Source organism: Pseudomonas sp. 14P5.3.2 (assembly GCF_057799175.1).
In genome coordinates this window covers 193311-215800 of the sequence record NZ_JBYOKU010000006.1, presented here as the reverse complement: position 1 = coordinate 215800, position 22490 = coordinate 193311, and the positions used below count along the sequence as shown (strand labels likewise).

Below are 22490 nucleotides of genomic sequence, written 5' to 3'. Positions count from 1 at the left end.
TTTCCCCCCCCCCCCCCCCCTCTTCCCCCCCCCCCCCCCCCCCCCCCCCAAGCCCGCTCCCACAAGGGAATGTGGTGTGCCTAAGATCAGCGCACGGCCACAGCCTGGGCCGTGGCATCGGTGAAATCGAAGACCTTGCCACCCTGCGCCGCCGCAAATTGCTGGGCCTGGCCCTTGAGCAGAAACGCGCTCAGGCGGCCCTTGGCATCACTGGCGAACCACGCCTGATCGGCGAGCAACTTGATCCCGCTGTCACTGGCCTGGGCATACACCGCGCGGATGTTTTTGCCTTCCTGCTTCAACGCGGCCAACGCAGTGAAAGCGGATTCCGCCGAGGCGTACTGGCGCACCTTGTCTTCGCCGCGCACCCAGATTTCGGCGACGTGGCTGAAGTCAGTGATCGCTTTGCCGGTCGCGGCATCCAGCGCTTTCAACGGTGTTTGCGCGTAATTGGCGAGCTGCGCGGTGTAGTCCAGATTCGAGGCCTTGAAGGCAGCACGGATGTACTGATCGTCGATGAAGGTGTTGAGGTCGAGGCCGCGATCAGCCTTTTTCAACAGCTTCAGGGTATCGATCGCGGTGCCAACAGCCTGACGATATTCCGGCTTCCAGCTCAGGTCGCGGGTCTGTACGCCGAGCGGGCCGTGGAACAGGTAGTTGACCTCGGCATCGACGCCGGTGACTTTGGCGATCAGCTCGCTGTATTTCTCCGGCTCGGCGGCGAGCAACTGGTTGGCTTCGATACTCGCGCGCAGGTAGGCGACGACGATTTCCGGGTACTGTTTCGCGTAGGCCTGATCCACCAGTGCACCGTGGAAAGTCGGCGCGTTGGCCTGAGCACCGTCGTAGATCTTGCGGGCGAAACCACGGCTCGGGAACAGTTCGGCGAACGGCACGAAATCGGCGTGGGCGTCGATCTTGCCGGCCTGCAACGCGGAGCCTGCGACTTCCGGCGGCTGAGCGATGATGTTCACGTCTTTGAGCGGGTCCCAGCCCTGCTCCGCCACCGCGCGCAGCAACATACCGTGGGCGGTCGAAGCGAATGGCACCGAGATGGTCTTGCCCTTGAGTTCGCTCAGCGCCTGCACCCCGGACGCACTCGGCACCACGATGCCGTTGCCGCTGCCCTTGATGCTGCCCGACAACACGCTGATGAACAGGCTGTGCTTGCCGGCAGTTTCGAACGCCACACCGTTGAACGCCCCGGGGAAATCGGCCATGGCGCCGAAGTCGAGTTTGCCGGCGACCATCTCGTTGGTCAGCGGTGCGCCGCTGGTGAAGTTTTTCCACTGCACGTCGTATTTCGCGTCTTTATAGGCGCCGTCGTGCGGCAGGTATTTGTCGAGCAGACCGAGCTCACGAATCAACAGCCCGCCGGCGGCGCAGTTGATGGTGGTGTCCTGGGTGCCGATGGCGATGCGGATGGTTTCGGCCGAGGCCGACAGAGTGAATGAAGCCAGTACCAGACCGGCGATTGCTGCACGCAACATGAGTGTTTCCCCTCGAATCATTTATTGGATGTTCGTCTCCGCCGCGATCAGGGCGCGGTGGGAAACGAGGGGTTTTGGGTGAATCCAGCGTCCGGGTGTTTCCGGATGGCTTTGGGTTGTCTGGGCGGGCCTCTTCGCGAGCAAGCTCGCTCCCACAGGATTTTGGCGTACTCAATTTGTGCAGTAACTCGATCCATTGTGGGAGCGAGCTTGCTCGCGAAAGCGGCGTATCTGTCAACATCATTGCTAAATGACCCACCGCTTTCACGAGCAGGCTCGCTCCCACATTTCGAGCAGGATCAGCGCAGGAGATAGGGGATGTCGACCTTGACGGCACCAGTCGGGCAATCCTTCTCACACGGCATGCAGTACCAGCATTCATCGAAGGCCATGTAGGCCTTTTGTGTGGCCGGGTTGATCGCCAGCAGGTCCATCGGGCAGACGTCGACGCACACGGTGCAGCCTTTTTCGGCGATGCATTTGTCCTCGTCCACGGTGACCGGGGCGTTGGAGCGGAAGAAGATTTCCTGGGCTTGATAGGCCATGGTTCGGACTCTCTCTGGTGATGCATCAAGCGGCGAACGCGCCCACCCGCAAGCGGTCGTAAGCCTGCATTTCTTCGGCATCGAGCGGGATGATGTACGGCTCGACGGGTTTCTTGAAACTGGTCATGCGGCCGTCTTCACCCTTCTTCAGATGGCAATGGCAGAACCACTCGCTGTCGTTGCGCTGCGGGTGATCGACACGGTAGTGGTACAGGCCCCAGCGGCTCTCGGCGCGGAACAGTGAAGCGCGCGCAGCCATTTCCGCGCAGTCGCGGATCACGCTGGTTTCCATGGCGCGCATCAGTTCGTGGGCGTTGTTGGCTTTCATCTGCTCGAGGTCGCGTTCGATGTCGCTGAAGCGCTGCAGACCGATCTGCATTTTTTTGGTCACTTTCGGCGGTTGCAGGTAGTCGTTGACGAAGCGCCGCAGCTTGTACTCGACCTGCGCCGGCGGCAGCCCGTGTTCGCGATCGAGCGGTGCGTAGACCCGCGCTTGCTCCTTTTCGATCTGTGCGGCATCCAGCGCGGAAAACTCGCGCCCGGCGACAAAATCCGCCGCGTTGTGCCCGGCGAACCAGCCGTAGGTGAACGCGCCGAGCATGTAGTTGTGCGGCACAGCGGCCATGTCACCCGCCGAGTACAAACCTTTCACCGAGGTCTCGGCACGCTCGTTGACCCACACCCCGGACGCCGAATGGCCGCTGCAAAAACCGATCTCCGAGATGTGCATCTCGACCATCTGCGTGCGGTAATCGGTGCCGCGATTGGCGTGGAACTGGCCGCGACTCGGGCGTTCGTTGCTGTGCAGGATTTCCTCGATGTTCTGGATGGTTTCCTCGGCCAGGTGATCGAGTTTGAGGAACACCGGGCCGTTGCCGCTTTCCAGTTCCTGGTGGAACTCCCACATCATCTGTCCGCTCCAGTAGTCGCACTCGATGAAGCGTTCGCCCTTGTTGTTGGCGGTGTAGCCGCCGAGCGGGCCGGTGACATAGGCGCAAGCCGGGCCGTTGTAGTCCTTGATCAACGGGTTGATCTGGAAGCATTCGAGGTTCGCCAGCTCGGCCCCGGCGTGATACGCCATCGCGTAGCCGTCGCCGGCATTGGTCGGGTTCTCGTAGGTGCCCATCAGATAGCCCGAGGACGGCAGGCCGAGGCGACCGGCCGCGCCGCAGGCGAGGATCACCGCTTTGGCCTTGATCACATGGAAGTCAGCGCTGCGGCAATCGAAGCCCATCACGCCGTTGACCGCGCCCTCCTCGTCGGTGAGCAAACGGGTGCAGACCAGGCGATTGGTGATGCTCACCCGCGCACGTTTCAACTGGCGATAAAGCACCTTTTTGATGTCGTGCCCTTCCGGCATCGCCAGCACGTAGGCACCCATGTGGTGGACTTTTTTCACGGCGTAATCGCCGGTTTCGTCCTTCTCGAACTTCACGCCCCAGCGGTCGAGTTGCTCGATGGTTTCGAAACTGTGAGTGGCGTAGGCGTACACCGCCGCCTGATTGACGATGCCGTCGTTGGCAATGGTGATTTCCTTGGTGTACTGCTCCGGCGTCGAGTGGCCGGGGATGATCGCGTTGTTCAGGCCGTCCATGCCCATGCTGATCGCGCCGCTGCGTTTGACGTTGGCCTTGTCGACCAGCAGCACGCGCAAATCACGGTTCTTCTCTTTGGCCTTGATCGCCGCCATCGGGCCGGCGGTGCCACCGCCAATCACGACGATGTCGTATTCCTGCTCTAAGGTCTTGCGGGTCATGTCACGCCCCTTTTTGCCGGTCGATCCGCAGGCGGTACTGGAACGCATCGCCACGGTAGTAAAGGTGTTCGAAGTCCAGCGGCTGGCCGTTGGCGTCGTGGGTCAGACGCTCGATGCGCATGATCGGCGAGCCGGCCTCGACGTTCAGCGCCTGGGTCAGGTCGCTGTCAGCCAGTACCGCGTCGATCGCCAGATCGGCGTGACCGAGGGCGATGCCGCAGTCGTTTTCCAGAATCAGGAAGATGTCGCGGGTGACCAGATCAGCCTTCTCCAGCCGTTCGCCGACGGCTTTGGGCAGGTAGGTGATTTCCAGCGAAATCGGCTCGCGGTTGATCAGGCGTACACGTTTGATCTGCGCCACGGTCTCGCCTTCGGCGACTTGCAGGCGTTCGGCGACACGTTTGTCGGCGGGGATGAATTTGAAACTGCGCAGACGGTTGATCACCTCGTATCCGCGCCCGGTCATGGACTCGGCGAGACCTTGCAGGCTGCTGACGTTTTGGAAGGTTTTCGGCTTGGCGACGAAGGTGCCTTTGCCGTGGATCTTGAAGATCAGCCCTTCTTTCTGCAGATCACCCAGCGCCTGGCGCACGGTGATGCGGCTGACTTTGAACAGCGTGCCGAGTTCGCTTTCGGACGGCATCTGGCTGTCTTGCGGATATTCGCCATCGAGAATGCGTGCGCGCAGGACGTCGCGCAGTTGGGTGTGCAGCGGGACGCTGGGTAAGGAGAGAACGTTATCGGTCATCAGGGATCACTTGTTATAACGAGTTATGACGTGATCTTAGAGACGTTATGACAAGCTTGAGAAATACCGAATGGGCATAACCTTAGACACGACGACACACAGACCTTTGTGGTAGGGGGCTTGCTCCCGAAGGCGGTGTGTCAGGCGATGGAAATGCCAGCAATGCCGGCCTCTTCGGGAGCAAGCCCCCTCCCACAAGGAAATAGTGTTGTGGTCTGGAGGATCAGTACCGTTTGAGGATCTGGTCCATGACCCAATCGGTTTTGAGGGCTTGTTCGGCGACAGCGGGATGTTGCGAATCGCCACGGATGTGCGCATTCATCCCGAGGACGTGATGCCACTGAATGTGCTCGTGATGGGGGATTTCCAGACTGATCTGTTCGTCGGCAAATAGCTGGACCGGATGCTCATCGAATACGGAAAAACTGATGCGCCCTCTACTGCCGATAATCTCCACCCGATCCTCGCGCCGATCCGCGACAAAGCTCCAGCAGCCCATGCCCAGCGCTCCGGAGGCGAAGCGCCAACTGGCGCTGACCGCGTCTTCCGCCGCATACAAACCGGCCTGCCGCGCGGTGAAACCGGCGACTTCGACGATATCGCCGAGCAGGTACTGAAACAGGTCGAAACCATGGCTGGCGAGGTCGGCAAAGTAACCGCCACCGGCCACGTTCGGGTCGGTTCGCCAGTTGGCGCTGCCGTCCAGATCCGCCGCCGAGGGGGCTTTGGTCAGCGTCCAGCTCAGGTGCCGCACCTCGCCGATGCGGCCCTGCGCCAGCCATTGCCGCACTTGGGCAAAACGCGGTAACGAACGGCGGTAGTAGGAAACGAACAGGTGCAAACCGGTGTCGGCAAATGCCTGCTGCATCTCGCGACTCTGCCCGGCGTTGAGCGCCATCGGTTTCTCGACGCAGCAATGCTTGCCGGCGGCGGCGACTTTCAGGCTGTAGGCGTGGTGGCTGTCGGGTGGCGTGGCGATGTACACCGCGTCCACCTCGGGGTCGTTGATCAGTGCATCGACATCGGTATAAACCCGAGCGATGCCATGGCGCGCGGCGTAATCGGTCACCGCTTCAAGGCGGCGGCCCATCACCGCCACCAGCGCCGAGCCGGGCGCCTTGTAGAAGGCCGGCCCGCTCTTGCGTTCCGTGACGCTGCCGCAACCGATCATGCCCCACCGCACCACGTCCATGCTCAACTCCCTTTGTTTGAAACACTCAGCCGATGCGCAACGCGCGCAGATCGAGGTGGCCGTCCTTCAGCGGCGGGCACCAGTAGTAGCCGCCGGTGATCGGCCGGCTGATGCGATACAGACCGTCAGTGATGCCGTCTTCCAGACCGCTCATGCGCCGCAGTTGGGCTTCGAAGGCGTCCAGCGAAACACCGAACGCGAGGAACATCAGGCCGGCACGCTCGCCTTCGATCCACGGCATCGAACGACGCACGACGAAGGCTTCCGGGGCGAAGCTTTCCTGGGCGGTGCGTTTGACGTGGGCGGAGACCGGCGCGTCGTCGATCTCTTCGTTGTCGCTGAGGCGACGGCCCATGATGTTGTCCTTGTCTTCGGCGGACAGCTTGTGGAAACCCTTGAGGTCGTGCTGCCACTGCTGGATCGCGGCGAAACTGCCACCGACCAGCCCGTCAGCGCCCTCGCCCAGCAACGCGGCGGCAATCGCGGCGTCATCGTGCGGGTTTTCGGTGCCGTCTTCGTAACCGGTCAGGTCATGGCCGTCCTTGTGGCGGAAGGTTTCCTGGGCCTGGATCAGACGCAGCGCCGGAGCCAGCGCGGCTTCGAAGGCGTTGCAGCGATTGAGCAATTCACCACGGTCGACACCGTGCAGCCAGACCCACAGTGCGTGCTGGGTCGACGGATTTTCCACGCCGACGCCGGTCATGGCCGGGAAGCTGCGCAGGCCGTCGATCTGCACATTCAGGGCCTTGGTCAGGGATTCACCGAAACCGATCACAGCCGATTTGCCGTCCACCAGATTCATCAGGTTGTCGATCGCCTGCGGCAGTGCGACTACCGACTCAAGGGCGAAAAACAGGTGACGTGCTTGCGCAGGAACGGGGGTGGCGAGAATGCCCGGCTGGTAGTAACTCATGTGAACTCCTTGGGAAAGTGCGCGGGAGTTTACCTGTAGCCGGAAAGTTTGTGGGGTTGGAATACTGGTGAGTGGCGCACGGAAGCCTGTGGCGAGGGAGCTTGCTCCCGCTCGGGGGCGAAGCACCCGCAAACCCCGCCGGCAAGGTGTGTCTGGAGGAATGGCGTGGCAGGTTTTGGGTCTGCTGCGCAGCCCAGCGGGAGCAAGCTCCCTCGCCACAGGGGACCGATGTCTAAGCGGTGCTTGCATCCTGGCGCCACGCACTCGGGCTCATCCCCGTCCAGCGCTTGAACGCTCGGCGAAAACTGCGCACGTCGCTGTAGCCAACCTCTTCGGTGATACGTTCAATCGGCATCTCAGGATTGGCCAGCAGACTCATGGTCCGCGCCTGACGCACCTGCTCCAGCAGCGCCTCGAACGTCAGTGCATGCTCGGTCAAACGGCGGCGCAGGGTGCGGCTGCTCATGTTCAGGTCGCCGGCGATTTTTTCGATATGGCTGCCCCGGCTCAAGTCCCGGGCAATCGCCCGTTCCACTGCCTGGATCAGATCGAGTTTCTGATGTACCTGCGCCGCTTCCAGCTCCAGCAAGGCAACCGCCTGACGCAGCGCCAGCGAATGATGATTGGGCAGGTTGACGTCCAGCCACTGGACATCGATCAGCATGCGATTGTGCAGGCAGCCGAAACGCACATCGGGCCCGAGCAAGCGGTGGTATTCGCTCAGGTAATCCGGCGCGGCGTGGACAAATTCCACGGCAATCGCCTTGAACTCATGGCCCACCAAGGCCCGGCCATACACCAGCAGGCTGGCGAAAAACTCTTCAACGGCGAACACCTGCACATCGGCGAACGGCAAGCGACATTCGGCATCGAGGTGCACCTGGTCGCCGACCACATCGACACTGGACACCACGATTCCGCCGGAGGTGTGCTGGTGGCGGATACCCAAGGCAAAGGCATCACGCAAGGTCTTGCACAGCGACAGCACGTGCCCGAGCAACCCCAGCGTACCCAACACATTCTGCGCCCCGACCCACAACCCCAGCCCCTGATTGGGCAGCACTTTGAGCGCGCGTTGAATCATTGCCACGGCCTGGCGGTATGAAATGCGTTGCGCCGGATCCTGCAGATCTTCAAAGGTGAACCCCAGGCCACGGCAAAGGCTTTCGGGGTCGATGCCTTTGTTCTGCGCGACTTCGGCGAGGGTTTGCAGGAGAAACGGCGAGACCAGCGCCAGTTCAAAAGTGGGGTCTTGGACTTTTACGTTCATGGGGACTGACATTCCGGATCACGCTTGATTGTTATTTTTGTAACCGGTTATGTCTAAGGAAGTTAGCACAGGGTTGGCCGACTGTCCGCAGAAGCCCCCCTAACTGTCCGCCAATACCCTGCCCCGTCGCACGCCAAGCGCTTATTTCTATGGTGCCGGACGTTCTGCGTACCGGCGCCACGTCCCAACACAATAATAATGAGGACAGCCATGAGCCCGAACCACGCCACATTCCCCTTGCGTCTGGCACTGACTCTGCTCGGTTGCTCCGCGGCCCTGCCGGCCCTGGCCACCGAAGCCGGGGTCGACAACATCGGCCCCGGCACCGACGGGTTCTTCATGCTGCCGCTGGAGGTCGACAGCCTTCCGGAGAACATGGTCGCGTTCAACCTCTACTACAACCATTACAAGTCGACGAAGCTCAACATCAGCTCGTTGGGCGGCAAGGTGCCGAATGTCGAGATCGAATCGACAGCGGTGATCCCGCGTATTGATTACCTGAGCCCGGTACGAGTGTTCGGCGGACGTCTGGCCGGCTACATCGCCCAGCCCTGGCTGAAGCAGGAAGTCTCGGTCTACGGCCTCAGCGATACCCGCGAAGGCATGGGCGATACCACGATTGCGCCGATCATCCTGTGGGACATGGGCAAGAACCTGACCCTCGGTGCAGCCCTTGAAGTCACGGTGCCCACGGGTGAATACAGCGTCGATCGGCTGGCCAACACCAGCAACAATTTCTACACCTACAAGCCGCTGTTCTCCTTCACCTGGTTGCCGACCGACAAGACCGAAGTGTCGATGAAGACCACCTACAGCTTCAACGAGAAGAACAAGGACACCGACTACAAGTCCGGACAGATCTTCCACTTCGATTATTCGGCCAGCTACAAGATCACCGACGATGTGATGTTCGGCCTCAACGGCTACTACCTCAAGCAGACCACCGACGACAAACAGTACGGCCACACTGTGCAGTTCGCGGGGCAAGACGTGAACGATGGCGTGCGCGGCCAGGTGTTCGCGATCGGCCCGGCGTTGCACCTGACCTTTCTCAAGTACGCCAGCGCGGAGATTCGCTGGGCCAGGGAGTTTGACGTGGAGAACCGGCCAGAGGGGGAAATGTTGTGGGCGAAGGTGAGTATTCCGTATGCGTTCTGAGTGCATTTGTAGGAAGGTGCGCGCGGATTTGTAGGCTGGAAACCTGAAAAACAAAGTGGAGGAATAGGCCTACAACGGCGGTCGAGATTGCCGGACAACGGACGGAAACGTCCGGCAGATTCCAAAAGGGCGCTTGCAGATACTGGGCTTCGTTATCCCGTGGTTCTTCGAGAGCTCATGGGGTACATCGTCTGCCAGTGACGACAATGGGCCATTCCCCCTTAAACTGCTGAGATTGATCACGGAGATCACTATGAGCTTATTACTTTCCCCGTTTTACTCTGACTTCGAATCCGAAGAAGAGGCAGAGAGCTACGATCGCTGGTTTCGTGCCAAGGTGCAGGAGGCACTCGATGACCCCAGCCCTGGCATTCCCCATGATGAAGCTATGGCAATGCTTGACCAGATGCTGGAAGAGATGCGCAGGAAGCGCCGCGCTGCTGCTTGAATGGAGCGATCAAGCTCTGAACGATCTGGCTGACATTATCGATTACGTTGAACAATACAACTCCAACGCTTCAGTGGCTCTACAGCACAAGGTTGGTGCAGCAACGCAAAGGCTTTCATCAATCCCCTATGGTTACCGGGCCGGTCGAGTGCCAGGCACTCGGGAAATGGTGGTCAATCCGAACTATCTGCTGGTCTATCGGGTGAACGGGCGCATCAAAATACTGACGTTAGTCCATACCCGACGACAATACCCACGAACCTCATCAACATAAAAAAAGGGCGGCCAAAAGGCCGCCCGAAGCGTACTACACGAGAGTCTTTTACAACGTCAGCTGGCCCCGCTCCTCCTCGGTCAACTGCTGTTTCGCCTGTTCATCCAGCGCCCCTGCCCCCAACACCTGCACCGGGCTGTTCGGGTTGTATCCGGTAGCCGGGGCACGGTTGGCGCCATCCCGGGTCGGCGCCAGCTGTTCGTTGCCGAAGCTCAACACCTGCACGGTAAACACCGACGCCTGATTCTGCCGCGCGGCCGCCTGCTGCTGACGCGCCACATCTTCCGCCGCTTGCGTGGCCGAAGAGGCGGCGGAGCTGGCCGAGGTAATCGCTCCGGTGTTCACCGCGGCCACCACCGGTACGCCGCTGGTCTTGCCCTGCACCGCGATGTTGGCGGCGTTGACCACGGTCAGCGCGGCGATGTTGACGTTGCCCGACACACGAATCCCCGCCTCCCCCGCATCGATGGTGCCCAGCGGTGCAATCAGGTCGATGTCGCCGGGTGCCACTTCGGCGATCGGGTTGAGTGTGGCGATACCCGCACCGGTGCTCGGCACCGATGGCGACAGGGTCACGTTGCCCCAGGTGTCGTACACGCGTTTCGGTGGGGTGTAGACCACCGTGGTTTTCGAGCCGCGACCGGCGTTGATGTCGCCCTCGGCCGACCAGCCCAGGATCGAGCCGCCGAACGTGGTCATGATCCGGCTTTGCCCCAGCAGAATGCTGCCCTGCGAGTAGAGCTGAATGTTGCCCGAACCCTGGGTGATGATCCCGGCGGTCGACGGTGGCGCCGCGCCTTCGATGCCGAACACCTGACCGCCGCCCGGCGTGAGCATCTGAATGTCGCCGCCGAACAGGGTCTTGACCCCAGCACCACCGTACAGCGTGATGTCGCCGTCGTAGCGGAGCGGATTGCCCGCCACATCGGTGGTCGGGAACAGCGCGGCGATGGCGTTGCGACCGCGCAGGTAACTGCCTTTGCGCGGGCCGTCGACGTCGTTGTATTCCAGGCCGCCGGCGCGCAATTCGGCGAAGTACACCTGCCGCGCGAAGATCGCCTGCGCGGAACTCGGCAGCGCGGCAAAGAACGCTTGCGCCTGCTCCTGATTGCCGCTGAAGCCGTAGCCGAGGCTCAGCCAGCTCTGCAACTCGTCGAGGTAGGTCTTGACCACTTTGCCCGGTTGCGCACTGAGCGCCACGTCCACATTGGCAACGTTCTGCGGATTCAGATAACGGGCAATGAACCGCGAATAATCCGGCCCCTGCACACCAACCCCGGCCTGCAACACCACGTTTGCCCCCGCACGCTTGTCACCTGGCGCCAGCGGCCCGGTGCTGGTGATACTGGCACGATCCTCCATGAGGATATTGCGCCCGGCATTGACTTCCAGCGTGCCGGGGCCGGCGATGTCGAAGCTGCTGTACAGAATGTCGCGCCCGGCTGAAACCTTCGAAACATCCCGTGGATCGTTATGCACGAACAGGTTGCCGGTGGAGTAGATCGTGTCCTTGGTGGTGCCGACCCCGTCCTTGGCAGACGTCGTCGGACTGCCCAGGTTGGTGCCGGACGCCACGATATCGCGCCCCGCCAGCATCCACACCGGACCGGCAGCTTCGTACCAGGTACGCAGCGAATCACTCGCCCGCAGGGTCTCGCCGCTGCGCACGCCGACCAGATCGCCGGTCAATGCATAGAAGCGCGCAGGCCCCTGCACGTCATTCAGACCGGAATAGGTGTTACTGCCGAACGCGAACAGCGGATAACGCCTGTTGGCATCGGCCGCGACGCCATCGCTGCCGCTGTTGCTGATGAACGGAGTTTGCGACTTGTTGCTGGCAAACCCGTTGAACGCCGGAGCGAACGGTGTGGCAATCGCCAACGGGCTGGCACCGGACTGGTTGATCGCATAGCCGCCGGCATAAATCGAATCACCGGCCAGCAACTCGAGCTGACCGGCAGTCGAAGGTGCCAACAGCAGCGAATAACCCATCGCCGGCGCTTCATTGCCCACCCCGTAGGTGGCCGACGACCCGGCATAGATCGAACCTTGTGCGGCCACCGCACGCAGTATCGACGGGTAGACGAAACGGCTGTCGGTGGGCGACGTGTTGTGACCGGTGAGTGGCCCGTTGGTATCGGTTTCGGCCAATTGCGTGCTCGGCGTGAGGTTGCCCCCGGCCGAGAACAGATCAATGGCCGTGTGCGCAGTCCACAGCGAGAAACCGCTGAGGATCCCGCCCTTGCTGAGCGTGCCGTCGCTGTCGAACAGCGGCGTGGCGTTCTGCAACTGCACCCGGCCCGGGTCCACCGCGCCCCCCAGCACCAGGTCACCCCGGGTGTTGATGCGCATGCCCGAGTCACCGGGTATCAGCACCAGGCCACCGGAAGCATTGCTGCTGGTCGAGGTAAATGGATCAGCCGCGCGGGTTTCACGGGCATCGTGAACTGACTTGTTCGCGCCGTATTGCAGGTTGATCCCGCCCACCGCGCTGCCGGTCAATTGCGCAGCGCCGCGCAGATTGATCAGGGCGCCTTGCAGGTCGTGCTTCGGCTGACTGGTACCCAGCGCACCCGCCCGGGCCTGCAGTGACGGATTGAGCGTGCCGCCGATGCGAATATCCATGTCGCCGCCACCGGTCAACTCCAGACGGCCATCGCTGCCGACCCGACCGGTGCTGCCCACGGCGACGATCAGCCCCTGACTGCGCAGATTGACCCGGGAATCGCCCAGCGGTCTGAGCATGCCGCCATCGTCACCGACGCGCAGGCTGATGTTACCGCCACCCAGCGTGCCGAAACCGGTGAATCCCACCAGGTATGGCGCGGCGTCGGCGCCTTCATCCGGCAGCGGTTGACTGGCGTAGCTGCCGAAGTTGATCCACCACGCGGTCGGCACATCGCTGCTGCCGGTGCCCTGACGCCACAGCCAGTTACCCACGGCCACGCTCGACTGCTGCTCCCGATAAGTGCCACCGGTAGCGGTCTCCCGACGCCCCAGGCTGTCACCGGAAACAGAACCGCCAGCGCTGACCGTCAGGTTGCCGCCCATTTGCGGGTACCAGGCCTGATAAAGGCTTTCGGTGCCGCCGTTGACCCACTTCTCGGAGTCAGCACCAGCGCTGCCCAGCACTGATCCGTCGTCCGACAGGCGTCCGCGCACTTGATTGAAACGTGGATCGACATCGCTCGACTGCGTACCGGCGGTGTACACGCCAAACGGCGAATTCATGCTCAGGTTACCCGCCGCCAACAGGTCCAGATCCCCGGTGCCGGTGCGCAGCACACTGTACATCTGGCTGTGGATTCGCGCACTGGTCGCCGGATTGCTCTCGACACAGACTTCCGGATAACTGTCGCACAGGGCCAAATACTCTTCGGGAATCGGCGCGTAATCCTGGAACCCGAACATATTGCCCGGCGCCCAGGTCCAGCGCGCCATCGGTGCACAGGCTCCCGGGTCGATGTCGCACAGCACCAGATACTCTTCAGGCACCGGTTCAAAGGCCGGAAAGCCGTACTGATTGGTCTCGGACCACACCGGTTTCGGATTGCCCTGCGTCACCTTGGCGCCGTAATGAGTGTCCGCCAGACGCAGGTTGCCTTCGCGGGTCAGCGGCTGCACCGCACGGTTATCCGCCGCCCCCAAATCCGCGCCCGCCACCACGCGCATCGACCACGACGAGCTGCCCGCCGGCAACATGCTTGCCAGCGCCCAGTTCGCGCCCTGGCGTGTCCCGGCCAACGGACGCAGTTCGACAAAGGCAGCGCCGTCAGCCAGGACCACGTTGGTCATGGACGGAATCAACGAGCCGCGCAACAGCGCCAGCGAACCGCGCAACAGCAGGTTTTTGCTGCTGCCGGTATCGGCGTCGAACGCCCCCGGCAGCGGTACACCTTTTGGCCAGTCGATCGCCTGCAAAGCGGTATTGCGGTTCAAGCGAATGCCGGCGCCCAAACGGCTGTTGGCGGGCAAGGTCAGGTTTTCGCTGAGCAGCGTTCCGGCGGCGTACAGCAGATTGCCCGATGCGTCGTGCACAGGGCCCGCCAACACGGTGCCGGCATTGAAGGTATATGGCGCGGCCAGTTGCACCTCAACCGGCAACAGCGTGCCGCTGACCAGCGTGGTGGCCTGGATCGGCAAGTCGTAGTTCAGCGTGGCACCCGACGGGAACTGCGTACCCTCAGCCAGCGTCACGCCGGTGCCCGGCACAATCAGGTCGCCACCGAACGGTTGCACGCCCGGCAACAGTTTCCAGCCGGCATCGTCAGCGGTTTCCGGTGGCGGCGCGAAGCCGTCGTTGAGGCTGCCGTAGATATCGAGGTTACCGCCGGCGCGAATCACCAGACTGCCGGACTCGCCCGAGCCGTAGACGCCGGCGACTTTCTGCGTGTGCGGGTTGAGGCTGGCATAGCGGTAACGGGACAGATCGATGTCGCCCTCCACCACCAGATCGCCATCGGCGGTTTTACTGGCGATCTCGACCCCGGGACGCAGATGGAACGCATCGGCGTAAGTGGCATTGTTCAGCCCCGCCAGTTTGCGTTGCAGCAGATCGGTGTTGCCCAGCGCGGCATTGATGAACGTAGTGCTGTCGCCATCGATACGCTCGAACAGGGCTTGATCGATCACTTGATAAGGCCGACCGCTGACCGCCGGATCGAGCCCATCGCGAGCATCGGTGTAACGTCGCATGCCATTGAGGCCGATCGAACGCGCGCCCTGAATAGTCAGGGTGCCGCTGGCATCGATGGCAATGTCGCCGACACCCAGGCGCGGCGCGTTCAGTTCCAGCGTGCCACGCAGCATCTGGTCATGCTGCCCCGCCAGATACCCCGGTACCGCATCGGTACCATGACGCAGGTCGATGCGTGCGCCGGAAGCCAGGATCAACACACCGTCACCGGAGTTGAGTTCGACCATCGCGCGGTTCGGCGCATCAATGATCTTGCCGTAACTGTCGACGCGCAACACGCGGCCATGGGCATCGAGCACACTGTTGCCGGCCAGGGTCAGACCGTCCCTGGCCGACAGCCGAATACTGCCGACACGCTCGCCACTGGCATCGATCAGACCACCGACCGTCAGCTTGCCGGCGTCTACCGATACATTGACCTCGCTCGCCTTCATGCCGTCGCCAATAAACAGATCACCTTGCTTGAGCTGCAAGCTGCGACTGCCGAAAACCTGACCGGCATTCAGCCGCTGATTGAGGGCGGCGAACTGTTCACTCGCGTCTGCGCCCAGACGCTGGGCGCGAATCTCCACGCCACCGGACTTGTACGGCACGAGCGTGCCGCCAGCGTCGTAATAGCCGCTGCTGCCACCGCGAATTTCACCCTGCAAGTCGACGATGCCCGCCGCGCTCGCCAACGCGACCGCACTGAGGTTGCCGGCCTGATTGTTTTTCGCCGACAGATCGATGCGCGAACCGGGCGCCTGGCGGATATTGCCACTTTGGCTCAACAGCGACACGTCGCCGCCCCAGCTGTACTTGCTGACATCGTTGAACGGCAAGGTGCGCCCGGCAAGGTCTAGCTGCGCGCCGTTGGCGAGGGTCAGATCGTGCTCGGCCGTGACCGCCAGTTTGCCGCTGGCCAGCGCGATACGACTGTCGAGCACAATGCGCTCGGCTTGCAGATTCAACTCGGCGCCCAGGGCATCCGCCGCGGCAGAATTGCCGGCGCCAGTGCCGCTGAGCGTCAGGTCGTTGCCAGCCTTGAGCAGGTTGACCGACGCCGCTTCGCCGGTAAGCAACGGCGTACGCAGATTGAGGTTACCGCCGCTGTAGAGGTAGCCCTTGAGCGGATCGTAAGCGCCCTGTTCCTGATACACCGCCAGACTGCCCTTGTGGTTGGCGGTAATGCGTTCGCTGGCCGTCAGGTTGACGTTGGCAAACCCCAGCGCCAGACGGGCGTTGTGATCCAGCCCGTTCGGTTGCGGCATCGGGCCGTAACCCAGTTCGATACGTTGAGCCTGAATCTCCAGCGTGCCGCTGCCGGTGCCGGCACCACCGGCGATCACACTGCCCGGATCCTGAGTCGCGCCGTTCCAGATCAGGTTGGCGGTACGGATGGTCGCCACATCATTGGCATTGCCCGCCCCGTAAATCGCCGGGGTGGCGAGCACCAGATTCTGCAATTTGCTCTGTCCGGTCTGCGGATCCAGGGTGTCGAGGGTCACGCTGCCGTACAGATTGAAGGCATCGCGGGTGGTCAGGCTCAGGGTTTCCAGGGCTGGCGCACCGTATTGGCTATCACCGCGCATCAGGCGATCCAGCACATTCTGGTTCAAGGTCAGCCCGGCCGGCACCTGGTTACCCGCAGCGGCCAGCGCTTCGGCACTGCCGGCGTTCACCGCACCGACGGCCAGCGCCAGGTGACGCGTGCCGAAGCGCACCGCTTCGCCGAGTTCGAACTGTCGGTCGGTGGCGGCGGTAATACTGCCGTTGGAATAGAGCTGGGTCGGGCTGCTGCACAGCCCCGTCGAGCAGACGCCGATGCGGATGTCGCCAGCGCCGAAAGCATTGCTGCCGGCCTCGGGAGCGAGCACGTTGGTCCAGCCGTTGGACATCACCAACAGGCTCGCGGCACCGGGCTGATAGATGTAGCCGGCCGTCGAGTCGTAAGCGACGTTGCCGCGCCCCAGCGTGTTGATGCCGGCACCGGCTTCGATGGTGATCGCGCCCTGCGCGGAGTTGGTGCGCAACAAGACTTCCGGTGCCGAAAGAACGGCCCCCTGACGCAACACGATGTCGCTGGTGTCGCCAGTGAAGTTGATGATGTTGCCGGCGGTGTTGTAGTTCACCGTCGGCAACGCACCGAGGGTCAAGCGTGCGGCGCCCAACTGGTTGAGGGTGTCGGCGTACAGCGAAATGCCGTCGAAATCCTGGGTCGGCGCCTGACCGGCCCCGAGGATTTCGAAGCGGGTGCGGGCGTTACCACTGCGCACCGCCGCCGTGCCGACCAGCCCTCCCTCGGCAGCATTGAATTGCGCGCGCCCGTTGAACTGCAAGGCGATGTCCTGCTCGCCACCGGCCACCAGACGCAAGTCCAGCGTTTTGCCGTCCATGGGTGCCAGCGCGCGTGGTACGCCGCGGCGTGCCGCATCGCTCTGAATGAATTGGGTGAAACTGGTTTCGTTGTATTGCGAGTAACGACGCAACACATCGGCGGAGGTCAGGATGACCTGACTGGCGAGGCTGTCGCGCAAACCGGTGTTGGCGATCGACAGCTGCCCGCTGCTGGTCCATGAACCATTGCGCAGCGCCAACGCCGCTCCTGGTGCTGCCGCCGTCGCCTGGCCATTGACCTCGACCCGGAACGCGCCGGGCAACAGGGCAAAGGTCGAAGGCAGCAGCGTATAGGTGCCAGCGGCCAACCCCGGGACACCGGCACCGAGAGTGATTTGCTGGCCGATACGCGGATCAACCGCGCCGCCTTCGGCGAGCATCGGTGCGTAAATGCTTTGATTGCCCGGCACGATGGCGTACACCGGATTGCTCGCCAGCCCCGGCAGGCTGAACGTGCCGTCGGTGGCATTGCGCACCAGCGGGTTGAACCGGGCATCGGTGGAACCGCCGCGTCCGGATACGAAACCGGCGCCACGCAGGTCACCGCCACCCGACAGATCAAGCAAAGCGCCATTCTGCACATCGATCAATTGCGAGCGCATCGACACACCAGCGGTCTCGCCAGTGATGCCGTTCAACTCCACAGACTTGCCGTCATAGCGATAGTCGATGCCGTCGGTGGTGCCGCCATAAGGCATGACCAGTCCGGCGCCACTGACCGAGGTCACACTGCCGGGTAACAAGCGAACTTCGCGGGTGGTCGTCAGCAAATCGTCGCCCAGGGTGATCATGCCCAGCGGCGCACGAAGCACGCCGCCCTGCTCGATGTAAGCGGCTGACAGCTCCAGCCTGCCAAACACCGAATACGGCATCGCTGCCGGTGCCGCGCCGAGGCCGCTGATGCGCAAGGTGTGCTGGGAAACCGGCACGGCGCCCTGATAACCGACGCGCACCTCGGCCTGAACACCACTGGCGGGATAGATCTGCGCGGCGCTCAGGTTCAAGTCGCCCGGGGTCCACAACCGCGACTTCTGCGCGCCATCGGTCGGTGCCAGGAAACGCAGATCGCCGCGGTTGTCGAGACTCACCTGCCCGAACGCCCGACGGCTGTATTCAGCGGCCGGCGCCTTGAGTTGCAGAATCGAACCCTGAGTACCGAACGACAGGCCATTGCCCAGATCCAACAAGTCGGCCGAGGCGTTGAACTGCGCCTGCGACAACTGCGTGGTCGGGTTATTCGTCAGGCGTGGCCGAATCGCACCGACGATGCCGTAGTAGCTGCCAACACCGGACAAGCGCAGATACGGTGCGCTCACCTCGACACGCGTAGCGTCCTGCGCCGACTCAGCCAGCGACAGCGCACCGGCGTACAGGCTCAGACTCTGATTCATGTGCAAGTTGACGTCGCCATCGAATGACAGCAAGCCGTTGCTCAACAGGCTCAGATTATCGAAGCCGCCAGACATCAGGCCATCGGCGCTCAAGCGCGCCTGTCCATAGCGCAAGCCAGCGGCGCCCTGCCCCGGTCGCAGATCCGCCGCGAGCCGCTCTTCAGACATGCCTTGGCCGATGATCATCTCCCTCGGCGCTCGTACGCTGTTATCCGCCGAGTCGGCGTACAGCGGCGTTTCCAGAGCGATCTCCAGACGCCCGCCCGCCGCCCCGACGCCACCGGCCGTTGCCCGCAGATCACCGTCGATGAACAGGCCGTTGTAGGAACTCAGGCTGATGCGCCCGCCGTCCGTGGCGACGCGGGTCGGGCCTTGACCGGCGATGTCGAGCAGCGCTTCGCTGCCGGAAGCGTCCAGACGTGCGCCTTGGCGCACGATCACGTAGGCATCGGCCGCCGTGGCCGTGGCGAGTTTCGCGTCGATCTCGCCGCCAAGGATGATACTGCCGCCCTTGCCGACCTGACCGTAACGGCGCCCCAACGCATCGACGGCAGTGCTGGCCCGCCCGGCCACGTCGAGCATCGCGTGTTCACCGATCCAGATCGAACGGTTGTGCGCGTTCGGGTCAGCCTTTTGATCGGAGGTGGCCGGTTTGATCGAGCCCAATTGCTGCTGGCGAATGTCGATCGTGCCGCCCCAGGCATTGAGCGCGCCGTCCACGGTGATCTGCCCGGCCCCGCGCAGTTTGATGCTCTGGCCAGGATCGACACTGATGCGCGCGCCGCGGCCAATGGTCAGCGGGCTGTTGGCCGCATCGATCAGGTTGATCAGACTGGCCCCGCCTTGCAGCGTCAGGCTGGCACCGCCGCGCTGCGTCAGGACGCCCTTGGTCGGATCCTCCTGGTACAGCGCCGGCGTCCACAGCTCCAGCGCCGATTGCGGATCGACGCCGCTGGCCTGATTGGGTGCCGAATCCGCATAGCGATAGACCGGCATCGTCACATCAATCTCAGTACCTTCGGCGACGTCCAGGCCATTCAAGCCAATGAGGTTGTAAGCCGAGAAACCCTTGCCGAACAGGTCCGCAGACAGTTGCAGCGTGTTGGTCGCGGGCAACGTATCGGCCTGGCCGATCTGAATCCTGTTGGCCTGCACGGTCAGCGTGCCGCCGCCCGTGACGCCATAGCCACGCAGTTCACCCTCCAGGCGCAAATGCGATTGGCCCGGTGCGGAAATCGCACTGGACTCCAGCGTCAGATCGCCACCCTTGCCGCCCTGGGTCTTGCCGTTGGCGAGCAGCGCGCCGCCCGAAGAAACGTCGAGCAGGCTGTCAGAGGCAATGTCGATATCACCACTGCTGCGGATCGACAGCAGACCACCGTTGAGAGCCCCGAGGCCGGCGTTGTCGTCGGGATTGCTGCGCAGGTTGCTCCACACCCCACGGGTATCAAGGTGTACGCCTGCGGCCACCGCCACTTGCGTGACCTTGTCGGTTTTCGCCGTGAGCCGGGTATCGGTACGCTCGGTGCCGTTGAACTGATTGAGCACGTTGCCCAGATGCAAGCTGCCGCTGCGCGCACTCAGGTTGGCGTCAATCTGCACATCCGGCGCATACAGGGTGATGTCGCCACCGTTGTCGACACCCAGCGCGCCAGCGACAGCGATCTGGTCCCGGGCCGCGACCTTGAGCGCGCCGAGACGGAAACCGTTGAGCTGATCGTTATCAAGAAACAGCTTGCCCTTGCTCGAGTCCGCCACGGCTCCGGTCAGATCCGGGTCAGTGCCGGTGACCGGACGCTGGCCGCCAATCTGCACCTGATCAAGCAGCGGATTGAGCGAGTACAACAGGCCACCGGCCGCTGCCACATAGGCCGGGTCATAGCTGCCGACGATCAGTTGCGCACGACGCGCCAGTGCGTTCTGGCTCTGGTCATAACCATCAAGTACCGCTTGTGGCGCCTGGTTCTGCCGCTCGCCCTGATACACCTCGCCGAGCATCTGCCCATCGAGCACGGCGTTGGCGGTGGAGATCACCAGTTGCCCGGCGTCGCGTCCCACGGTGTAACCCGATTCGAAACGCGAGCGCGGCGCGATCAGCGGACTGTAGTAATAACGGGTCTGGCCCCAGCGTTCGCTGCTGTCTTCATAACCTTTGTACAGTCCGGTGTAGAGCAGATCCCCCGGGGCACGGGAGACTTCATACAGTTTGCCGTCGGCGCCGCGCAGCCAGCTCTGGCGAATCTCGCCGCCCTGCACATCCAGGGTGCCGCCCGACAGATTGATCAACGAGCCCTTCTCGGTGACCACGTCATTGCCGGCAAAACTCACCGTACCGCCCTGGGCCATCCACTCGCCGATGCTGTGACCCTGGGTGCCGAGATAGCCGCCGACTTCAAGCAAGCCACCGGCCGTGTACCAGCGATCCGTGGTATAGCCGTTGGTGCCGGCCGGGACGTACACCAGCTCACGCACATCGACCCAGATGTCGTTGCTGTTGAGCGCGCCCTTCTCGCGGTTGACCGACGCATCGCGCTGCTCGTTGCCCTGCACGTTGATCTTGATGCTGTTGTTTTCCATCGCCACGTTGACGCCAACCGCACCTGACACATCAATCAATGCACCGTCACGCACCAGGCTGCGGCGCTGTGCACTGACAGCGACCTGGCCGCCGGTGGCCAGAGTGATCGAGCCGTTCTGGAACTCGACGCTGCCGCCGCTCTGGATCTCGATGCGCGACTGATCGCCACGAATCCGGTTGTTTGCGCTGACGCTGGTCAGGGCGGCGTCATGCTGGCTGTCGAGCGCCGTCAGGTCGCTGCTGTCGAGCATGATCGCCGTCGCGCTGCCCTGCCCCAGCGTGACGCTGCCGCTGCTGTCGGTGCTCGGGTTGCTCAGATGAATCGTGCCGCGTGTCGCCACCGAGGTGCTGGCGAGCAATACGCCGTTCTGCACCACTTCGTGGCCGGTCAGGGTGATGTCGCCGGTGGCGGACTGGATCAGACCGTTGTTGCTGACCTTGCCCGCAGCATCGCCGGCCTTGAAGCCCGGAATGACTTCGCTGCCGAAGGTCGTGGACAGCGCATTGCCTTCGGTGCCCGAACCCTTGCGAATGTAGAAGCGATCACCGGCGGCCAGCACGGTCTGGCCCTTGGCGGTGCTGATGCTGCCGTCGTTCTGCACTTCGCTGCCGAGCAGCAAGGCATAACCGCCAGCATCGGTGGACGCCGCCGGTTTTTGCGTGGCGATGCTCGCACCGCGTTCCACCAACACCTTGCCGGCGGCTTCGGTGAACGTCGGCTGCGTGCCGTTGCTGTCGAAATACAGGCCACGTTCACGGAACTGGATGTCGGTGATATTCGCGGCGGCCGCCACCAGATTGCGCACGTTGACCTGACTGCTGCCGCTGAACACGATGCCGTTCCGGTTGATCAGCATCACCGTGCCGTCACCCTTGATCTGACCTTGAATCTGACTGGCACGCGCATTCGGATCGTTGACCCGGTTGAGCACGGCCCAGTCCGACTGCTGGGCGAATTCGACGCTGGTGTTACGCCCGACGTTGAAGGTCTCCCAGTTGAGGATGGCCTTGTCGGCAGTCTGCTCGATCTTCACCGTGGTCTTGCCGTCGGCCTGAGTCTGTTGCGGGCCTTTGGCGTTCTGCCAGCCTTGCGTAAGGCTGTTATCGACCTTCAGGCCGCCCTCGCCCAAGCCATCCGGCACCGCTTGCACAGTGCCAAGCGCCGTGGCACGTCCGGCGGCCTGGGCCGCCTGTTGCGCGGCAATCGCAGCCACGGTGTTGTTCAGGGTCTGGATCGAACGCTGCAACTGCTGACTGGCTTTCTGCTGCTGCGCCAACGGCGGGGTCATTCCCGGCAAACCACCGACGCTCGGACGCGCAGCGGCTGCTTGCTGTGCCGCGCCCTTGGCGGCAAACCAGCCCGAGCTGAACGCCGTCTGCGCCTGCGCACTGCCCGCCACCAGACACAACGCCACGGCGTGTGCCAACGGCTTGAGCAACCACAGCGCCGGCTCCGCGAGTTCACGCTTGAATGACTGGGCGTTGCTACGACGACGGGATGGGCGAGCGAGCATCACTACGAGATCCTTTTGAGTTGCCACACGAGGCCGCAGGCCTGCAAAAACCTGCTGTTACGACATAGGCAGTTGGCGCGGCCCGCGACCGAACGGATGTCACACAAACTTCATGTTGGCGGAGTATTCGCGGGGCGCAGG

Annotated in this window: 11 protein-coding genes; 3 read left to right on the top strand and 8 right to left on the bottom strand. The window is 62.8% G+C overall.

Translation table 11 applies throughout. From position 1 onward, the window contains the following. Window positions 1-86 precede the first annotated feature (86 nt). The 7 genes from AC27VU_RS07445 to AC27VU_RS07415 form a co-directional block, all read right to left on the bottom strand. A complete protein-coding gene (locus tag AC27VU_RS07445) occupies window positions 87-1511 on the bottom strand; it encodes an ABC transporter substrate-binding protein (RefSeq protein WP_488723795.1) in 1425 nt (474 codons plus the stop codon). A gap of 278 nt (window positions 1512-1789) precedes the next feature. After that, the gene (locus AC27VU_RS07440; protein WP_003225615.1) at window positions 1790-2035 is read right to left on the bottom strand and encodes a 4Fe-4S dicluster domain-containing protein; all 246 of its coding nucleotides are present in this window, start codon (window positions 2033-2035) and stop codon (window positions 1790-1792) included. Window positions 2036-2060: 25 nt separating this feature from the next. Next, window positions 2061-3791, bottom strand: a complete 1731-nt coding sequence (locus AC27VU_RS07435) for a fumarate reductase/succinate dehydrogenase flavoprotein subunit (RefSeq protein WP_488723794.1) — start codon at window positions 3789-3791, stop codon at window positions 2061-2063. Between the two features lies 1 nt (window position 3792). After that, entirely contained in the window at window positions 3793-4539 is a 747-nt protein-coding gene (locus AC27VU_RS07430; RefSeq protein WP_003225618.1) for a GntR family transcriptional regulator, read from the bottom strand. Between the two features lie 223 nt (window positions 4540-4762). Beyond that, the gene (locus AC27VU_RS07425; RefSeq protein ID WP_488723793.1) at window positions 4763-5731 is read right to left on the bottom strand and encodes a Gfo/Idh/MocA family protein; all 969 of its coding nucleotides are present in this window, start codon (window positions 5729-5731) and stop codon (window positions 4763-4765) included. 25 nt (window positions 5732-5756) lie between these two features. After that, window positions 5757-6644, bottom strand: a complete 888-nt coding sequence (locus AC27VU_RS07420) for a Dyp-type peroxidase (protein WP_488723792.1) — start codon at window positions 6642-6644, stop codon at window positions 5757-5759. 232 nt (window positions 6645-6876) lie between these two features. Beyond that, window positions 6877-7914, bottom strand: a complete 1038-nt coding sequence (locus AC27VU_RS07415; RefSeq protein WP_003225624.1) for an AraC family transcriptional regulator — start codon at window positions 7912-7914, stop codon at window positions 6877-6879. Window positions 7915-8124: 210 nt separating this feature from the next. Here AC27VU_RS07415 and AC27VU_RS07410 point away from each other — a divergent pair, with 210 nt between their 5' ends. From AC27VU_RS07410 to AC27VU_RS07400, 3 genes are all read left to right on the top strand, one after another. Then, window positions 8125-9072 (top strand): SphA family protein, encoded by a 948-nt coding sequence (locus AC27VU_RS07410; RefSeq protein ID WP_488723791.1) that lies wholly within the window; start codon window positions 8125-8127, stop codon window positions 9070-9072. 253 nt (window positions 9073-9325) lie between these two features. Next, window positions 9326-9520 carry a type II toxin-antitoxin system RelB family antitoxin gene (gene relB / locus AC27VU_RS07405; protein WP_095136765.1) on the top strand — a complete coding sequence of 65 codons (195 nt, stop codon included), beginning with the start codon at window positions 9326-9328 and terminating at the stop codon, window positions 9518-9520. Continuing rightward, entirely contained in the window at window positions 9426-9794 is a 369-nt protein-coding gene (locus AC27VU_RS07400; RefSeq protein WP_315975172.1) for a type II toxin-antitoxin system RelE/ParE family toxin, read from the top strand. The genes relB and AC27VU_RS07400 overlap by 95 nt, the downstream gene beginning before the upstream one ends. A gap of 48 nt (window positions 9795-9842) precedes the next feature. Here AC27VU_RS07400 and AC27VU_RS07395 read toward each other — a convergent pair whose 3' ends face one another. Further along, on the bottom strand, window positions 9843-22349 hold the full coding sequence (locus AC27VU_RS07395) for a filamentous hemagglutinin family protein (protein ID WP_488723790.1): 12507 nt from the start codon (window positions 22347-22349) through the stop codon (window positions 9843-9845). Window positions 22350-22490: the final 141 nt, after the last annotated feature.